A 6,199-nucleotide genomic window follows, 5' to 3' on the forward strand; every position below is an offset into this window, starting at 1 on the left:
CCACCGCCAGGCCCGTTGGTCTGCGGGCCGCTGTGTGATTCCAGGGTGGCGCGTTCCACGGAAAATTGAACTTGCGTTTCACAGAGTGAGACGTGAGTATCGTTGCATGGACAACAGTAGCGGCGTCGGCGTTCTGGACAAGGCGGCCCTCGTCCTGAGCGCTCTGGAGTCCGGTCCGGCCACCCTCGCGGGTCTGGTCGGAGCCACCGGACTGGCACGACCCACGGCCCACCGCCTGGCCGTGGCCCTGGAACACCACCGCATGGTGGCACGCGACATGCAGGGCCGGTTCATCCTCGGACCGCGCCTGGCGGAGCTCGCGGCGGCGGCGGGCGAGGACCGCCTGCTCGCGACGGCGGGCCCCGTGCTCACCCACCTCCGTGATGTCACCGGCGAGAGCGCGCAGCTCTACCGTCGCCAGGGCGACATGCGGATCTGTGTGGCCGCGGCGGAGCGCCTGTCCGGTCTGCGGGACACCGTCCCGGTGGGTTCCACGCTGACGATGAAGGCCGGTTCCTCGGCGCAGATCCTGATGGCCTGGGAGGAGCCCGAGCGCCTGCACCGCGGCCTGCAGGGCGCCCGCTTCACGGCGACGGCGCTGTCGGGCGTGCGGCGGCGCGGCTGGGCCCAGTCCATCGGCGAGCGGGAGCCGGGCGTCGCGTCCGTCTCGGCGCCCGTACGCGGCCCCTCCAACCGCGTGGTGGCCGCCGTGTCCGTCTCGGGCCCCATCGAGCGCCTGACCCGCCACCCGGGCCGTATGCACGCCCAGGCGGTCATCGACGCCGCGGCCCGCCTCTCGGAGGCCCTGCGCCGCTCCGGCTGACCCCGGCCGCGCGGAAGACGCCGAGGAGGGCCTGCCCCAACGCCGCGGCAGGCCCTCCTCCGCTCCCCCGATCCCCCGGTCCCCCCGGTTCAGGAAGCCTCCTCCGCCACCGGTCCCCGCCCGGTGCGGTACGAGAACCGGTCCTTCGCGTACCGGCCCCGCCGCTCCAGCGGCACCTGCCCGTACGCCTCGGCGAGTCCGAACGCCGGCATGTCCCCGTAGACCGCCTCGTAGGACCCCTCCGGCACGACGTACGTCTCGTGCCAGATCCCCACCTGCCCGCGCAGTCTCCCGGCGCGCTCCTTGCGGTTGAGCCGCGCCCAGGCCGTGCGGTGGAAGGCGTCCGGGGCGGTCGCGTACGCGTAGAGCTTCTCTTTGGACTCCCAGTACTGGACGACGTAGTAGCTCCGCGGCGACGCCGTCAGCATCACCTTGGCGCGCAGCCCCCGCGCCGGGTCCTTCTCCAGTTCCCGCAGCATGCGGACCATCGCCAGCATCACGGGCAGCCACAGGTGAACGGCCCGGAAGCGGTGGATGCGCATGCCGATCAGCAGAACGACGACCTCGCCCTGCGCGTCAGCGGTCGTTCGGGACACCATGGGTTCCCCCTCGTCGGTGAGCGTCGCTATCCAAGGCGCGCATGCTTGGATAGTGCCGCTGTCCAAGGAGGAGCGCAAGGGATGCGGCTTGCCGAGCTGAGCAGACGCAGCGGTGTGGCCACCGCGACGATCAAGTACTACCTGCGCGAAGGGCTGTTGCCGCCGGGCCGCCAGGTCAACACGACGACGGCGGAGTACGACGAGGAGCACCTGCGCCGGCTCAGGCTGGTGCGCGCGATGATCCAGGTCGGCGGGCTCCCGGTGGCCACGGTCCGGGAGGTGCTCGGGCACGTGGACGACGACTCCCTGGGCCGCTCGATGCGCCTGGGCGCGGCCCTGTGGGCCCTGCCGCAGGTGCAGGAGCCGGACGAGGAGGACGAGTACGTCCGGGCCGCGCAGCAGGAGGTCGCCGCGCTCCTGGAACGGCTCGGCTGGCAGAACGCCGGGCTGCTCGCGACCGTCTCCCCCGCGTACCGCTCGCTGGTGGTGGCGGTGGCCGCGTTCCGCCGGATCGGCTACGAGTGGGGGTTCGAACTGCTCGCTTCGTACGCCCAGTTGATGCACGAGGTGGCCAGGCTCGACCTGGACTTCGTGGAGACGCGTCCGTCGGAGGCGGAGAAGGTGGAGACGGCGGTGCTCGGCGCGGTGCTGACCGAGCCGATGCTGCAGGCGCTGCGCCGGCTGGCCCAGGAGGAGGAGTCGACCCGGCGGTACGGCTTCGAGTAGCCGGCGCCGGACGGCACGAAGGCCCCCCGCCGAAGCGAGGGGCCTTCCCGATGTACCCCCGACCGGATTCGAACCGGCGCTACCGCCTTGAGAGGGCGGCGTGCTAGGCCGCTACACAACGGGGGCGTGGACACTGCAGGCGTTCAATACTGCACCGCCGCAGGTCCGAGCTGGTCTACCTGGACTCGAACCAAGACTAACTGAACCAGAATCAGTCGTGCTGCCAATTACACCATAGACCAATGATGGTTTAGACCAGTCAGTACCCCCGACCGGATTCGAACCGGCGCTACCGCCTTGAGAGGGCGGCGTGCTAGGCCGCTACACAACGGGGGCCCTAGCGATCCCGACAAGATCGAGATCAGTACCCCCGACCGGATTCGAACCGGCGCTACTGCCTTGAGAGGGCAGCGTGCTAGGCCGCTACACAACGGGGGCTTTGCAGATGAGCTCTGCGAGCTGGCCTACCTGGACTCGAACCAAGACTAACTGAACCAGAATCAGTCGTGCTGCCAATTACACCATAGGCCACTGGAACTCAACCCCTGCGGGGTTCTCGTTCTAGTCTGCTCCGTGGGGTTCCGGCCTTTCGGCCCGTTCCCCTCGGCGCAGAAAGAACATTACCCGAAGGTGGACGGGGCTCCAAAACGGGTATCCGCGCGGACGAGCGCCGGGAGTTCGGCGAGGGTCGAGATCCGGTGCGCGACGATCTCCCCGGGGGCGGCCGCGTAGACCCCTCCGCGGTCGATCCACACCGACAGCAGCCCGGCCTCGGCGGCGCCCCGCCCGTCGATCTCGGGGTGGTCGCCGACGTACGCCACCTCGTGCGGCGGCAGGCCCAGTGCCTCGCAGGACGCCAGGAAGGCGCCCGGCTCCGGCTTGGAGACGCCCAGCTCGGCGGCGCACAGCACGGACTCGAAGCGGTCCAGCAGGCCCAGGGTGCGCAGCTTGTGCTCCTGGACGGTGATGCTGGAGTTGGACAGCACCGCGTGCCGGTGGCTGGCGGAGAGGGCCTCCAGGACGGGCAGGACGTCGGGGAAGACGCTCCAGGCGGCCTCGTAGTGCCCCACGTACCGCTGGAACCAGGCGTCGCACTCGGCGTCGGTCATCCGGGTGCCGAGAAACACCCGCACCCGGTCGCGCCGCTGGTCCTGGAAGGAGCACTCCCCCGCCGCGTACCGCGCCCACTGCAGATCGGTGATCTCCCGCCACCGCGCGAGGGCCTGCACGGGGCTGTCGTACCCGGCGAGCAGCCCCTCGGCCGCCAGGTGCGCCCGCATCCCCTCACGGTCGGCGGTCGTGTAGTCGAACAGCGTGTCGTCCACGTCCCAGACCACGGCTCTGATCGTCATACCCCCGACGGTAGCGCCGGACGGCCGGCAGACTCCGCCGGAGTACACGGCGGCCCCGGCACGATCATGGTCATCGTCGTGCCGGAGATCTTCGACGAGAGCCACTACCTGGTCGAGGAGGCCGACGCCCGGTGACCGACGCGACAGGGGCGGCACCCGGAGTTCCGGGTGCCGCCCCTGTCGGCGCGGTGATCCTTACGCGGTGAGCCTGGCCAGGGCCGCGTCGATGCGGGCCAGCGTCTTCTCCTTGCCCAGGATCTCCAGGGACTCGAAGAGGGGCAGGCCCACGGTGCGGCCGGTGACGGCCACGCGGACCGGGGCCTGGGCCTTGCCGAGCTTGAGGCCGTGCGCCTCGCCGGCGGCCAGGACGGCCTCCTTGAGGGACTCGGCGGAGGTCCAGTCGGCCGCCTCCAGCTTCTCCCGGGCCGTGCGGAGCAGGGCGTCGCTGCCCTCCTTCATGGCCTTGGCCCACGACGCCTCGTCGGTCACCGGCTCCGGGAGGAAGAGGAAGTCGACGTTGTCGGTGATCTCGGACAGGACCTTGAGGCGGGTCTGGGCGTGCGGGGCGATCGCCTGCCACTGCGCCTCGTCGAAGTCCTCCGGCGCCCACGGGGCGAACGGGGCCCTCAGCCAGGGGCGGCAGCGCTCGGTGAACTCCTTCACATCCAGCATGCGGATGTGGTCGCCGTTGATCGCCTCGCACTTCTTCAGGTCGAAGCGCGCCGGGTTCGGGTTCACGTCGGAGATGTCGAAGGCCGCGACCATCTCCTCGATCGTGAAGATGTCCTGCTCCGCCGAGAGCGACCAGCCCAGCAGGGACAGGTAGTTGAGCAGGCCCTCGGGCAGGAAGCCCTGCTCCCGGTAGAGGTTGAGGGAGGCCTGCGGGTCGCGCTTGGAGAGCTTCTTGTTGCCCTCGCCCATGACGTACGGCAGGTGGCCGAAGTGCGGGGTCTGCTTCGCGATGCCCAGTTCGATCAGCGCCTTGTACAGGGCGATCTGGCGCGGGGTGGAGGAGAGCAGGTCCTCGCCGCGCAGGACGTGGGTGATCTCCATCAGGGCGTCGTCGACCGGGTTGACCAGCGTGTACAGCGGGGCGCCGTTCGCGCGGACGATGCCGTAGTCGGGCACGTTCTCCGGCGTGAAGGTCAGCTCGCCGCGGACCAGGTCGGTGAAGGTGATCGTCTCGTCCGGCATCCGGAAGCGGACGATCGGGGTGCGGCCCTGGGCCTGGTACTCCTCGACCTGCCCGGCGGTCAGCTCGCGGCAGTGGCCGTCGTAGCCGGAGGGCTTCCCGGCGGCGCGGGCGGCCTCGCGGCGGGTGTCCAGCTCCTCCTGGGAGCAGTAGCAGTGGTAGGCGTAGCCGCCGTCGAGGAGCTTCTGCGCGACGTCCTTGTAGAGGTCCATGCGCTGGGACTGGCGGTACGGCGCGTGCGGGCCGCCGACCTCCGGGCCCTCGTCCCAGTCGAAGCCGAGCCAGCGCATCGCGTCCAGCAGCTGGTTGTACGACTCCTCCGAGTCGCGGGCCGCATCGGTGTCCTCGATGCGGAACACCAGGGTGCCCTGGTGGTGCCGGGCGAACGCCCAGTTGAACAGGGCGGTGCGGACCAGGCCCACGTGGGGGTTACCGGTCGGCGAGGGGCAGAAACGGACGCGTACGGGTGCGCTAGCCACGCTTGACAACCTTGTTGGTGAGAGTGCCGATGCCTTCGATGGTGACGGCGACCTCGTCGCCGACGCCGAGGGGGCCGACCCCCGCGGGGGTGCCGGTGAGGATGACGTCACCGGGGAGCAGCGTCATGGCCTCGGAGATGTTGACGATCAGGTCCTCGATGGGGTGGATCATCTCGCTCGTGCGGCCCAGCTGGCGCTGTTCGCCGTTGACGGTGAGCTGGATGGTGAGGTCGTTCGCGGCCTCCACCGAGAGGTCCGTCTCCACCCAGGGACCGAGCGGGCAGGAGGTGTCGAAGCCCTTGGCCCGTGCCCACTGCTTCTCGCGCTTCTGCACGTCGCGGGCGGTGACGTCGTTGGCGCAGGTGTAGCCGAAGATCACGTCCTTGACGCGCTCGCGCGGGACCTCGCGGCACATGCGGCCGATGACGACGGCCAGCTCGGCCTCGTGGTGCAGCTCCTCGCTGAACGACGGGTACTGGATCTCGTCGCCGGGGCCGATCACGGAGGTGGACGGCTTGAAGAAGGCGAACGGCGCCTCGGGCACCGCGTTGCCCAGCTCCTGGGCGTGCTCGCGGTAGGTGCGGGCGAAGGCCACGACCTTGTTCGGGAGTACCGGCGGCAGCAGCCTGACCTTGCCGAGCGGCACCTTCGTCCCGGACAGCTCGAAGTCCGCGAACGGGATGCCCTTGATGATGTCGAGGACGAGTTCGTCCTGCTTGTCGCCCTCGACCGCGCCGAAGGCTACGTTCCCGTCGATGGAGAACCTGGCGATGCGCACGGGATCCTTGCGCCCCTCACTGAGAACCGGCGTACTGACGCCTCAGGCTATCGGAGCCATGCGAAGTTGTTCGCTTCTGGGGGCATCGCCGCAGGTGGGAAGCGGGTCACCGGCGGAGAAGCCGAGACGGCGGAGACGGCGGAGACGGCGGAGAAACGGAACGGGCGCGGGGGGGGGGGGGGGGGGGGGGGGGGGGGGGGGGGGGGGGGGTTCGGTGGGTGGGTTGGTGCTTGCTCGTATAACCCCAACC

At 70.2% G+C, this 6,199-nt stretch carries 6 protein-coding genes and 5 tRNA genes; 2 read left to right on the plus strand and 9 right to left on the minus strand.

Translation table 11 applies throughout. From position 1 onward, the window contains the following. The first annotated feature begins 106 nt into the window (after positions 1-106). Positions 107-823 carry an IclR family transcriptional regulator NdgR gene (ndgR, locus tag ACZ4VF_RS32745; protein WP_009320373.1) on the plus strand — a complete coding sequence of 239 codons (717 nt, stop codon included), beginning with the start codon at positions 107-109 and terminating at the stop codon, positions 821-823. 89 nt (positions 824-912) lie between these two features. On the opposite strand, the gene ACZ4VF_RS32750 is transcribed toward ndgR, so the two are convergent. Next, a complete protein-coding gene (locus tag ACZ4VF_RS32750) occupies positions 913-1,422 on the minus strand; it encodes a DUF4188 domain-containing protein (RefSeq protein ID WP_467930549.1) in 510 nt (169 codons plus the stop codon). Positions 1,423-1,503: 81 nt separating this feature from the next. Here ACZ4VF_RS32750 and ACZ4VF_RS32755 point away from each other — a divergent pair, with 81 nt between their 5' ends. Next, on the plus strand, positions 1,504-2,148 hold the full coding sequence (locus ACZ4VF_RS32755) for a MerR family transcriptional regulator (protein WP_467930551.1): 645 nt from the start codon (positions 1,504-1,506) through the stop codon (positions 2,146-2,148). 53 nt (positions 2,149-2,201) lie between these two features. On the opposite strand, the gene ACZ4VF_RS32760 is transcribed toward ACZ4VF_RS32755, so the two are convergent. The 8 genes from ACZ4VF_RS32760 to ACZ4VF_RS32795 form a co-directional block, all read right to left on the minus strand. Continuing rightward, a tRNA-Glu gene (locus tag ACZ4VF_RS32760) sits at positions 2,202-2,274 on the minus strand. 44 nt (positions 2,275-2,318) lie between these two features. Continuing rightward, positions 2,319-2,390 (minus strand) — tRNA-Gln (locus tag ACZ4VF_RS32765). A 21-nt stretch (positions 2,391-2,411) separates the two neighbouring features. After that, a tRNA-Glu gene (locus ACZ4VF_RS32770) sits at positions 2,412-2,484 on the minus strand. Between the two features lie 29 nt (positions 2,485-2,513). Further along, a tRNA-Glu gene (locus ACZ4VF_RS32775) sits at positions 2,514-2,586 on the minus strand. 21 nt (positions 2,587-2,607) lie between these two features. Continuing rightward, a tRNA-Gln gene (locus tag ACZ4VF_RS32780) sits at positions 2,608-2,679 on the minus strand. 89 nt (positions 2,680-2,768) lie between these two features. Beyond that, on the minus strand, positions 2,769-3,500 hold the full coding sequence (locus ACZ4VF_RS32785; RefSeq protein ID WP_467930553.1) for an HAD family hydrolase: 732 nt from the start codon (positions 3,498-3,500) through the stop codon (positions 2,769-2,771). A gap of 195 nt (positions 3,501-3,695) precedes the next feature. Further along, on the minus strand, positions 3,696-5,180 hold the full coding sequence (gene gltX, locus ACZ4VF_RS32790; RefSeq protein ID WP_467930554.1) for a glutamate--tRNA ligase: 1,485 nt from the start codon (positions 5,178-5,180) through the stop codon (positions 3,696-3,698). Then, the gene (locus ACZ4VF_RS32795; protein WP_467930555.1) at positions 5,164-5,949 is read right to left on the minus strand and encodes a fumarylacetoacetate hydrolase family protein; all 786 of its coding nucleotides are present in this window, start codon (positions 5,947-5,949) and stop codon (positions 5,164-5,166) included. The genes gltX and ACZ4VF_RS32795 overlap by 17 nt, the downstream gene beginning before the upstream one ends. Between the last annotated feature and the right edge of the window lie 250 nt (positions 5,950-6,199).

This window comes from Streptomyces sp. NPDC029151 (assembly GCF_055564315.1).

What these genes read in the sequence shown, in the direction of transcription:
- ACZ4VF_RS32755 (WP_467930551.1), top strand. Translation starts at nt 1,504, where the DNA reads ATGCGGCTTGCCGAGCTGAGCAGACGCAGCGGTGTGGCCACCGCGACG.
- ACZ4VF_RS32750 (WP_467930549.1), bottom strand. Translation starts at nt 1,422, where the DNA reads ATGGTGTCCCGAACGACCGCTGACGCGCAGGGCGAGGTCGTCGTTCTG.
- ndgR (WP_009320373.1), top strand. Translation starts at nt 107, where the DNA reads ATGGACAACAGTAGCGGCGTCGGCGTTCTGGACAAGGCGGCCCTCGTC.
- ACZ4VF_RS32785 (WP_467930553.1), bottom strand. Translation starts at nt 3,500, where the DNA reads ATGACGATCAGAGCCGTGGTCTGGGACGTGGACGACACGCTGTTCGAC.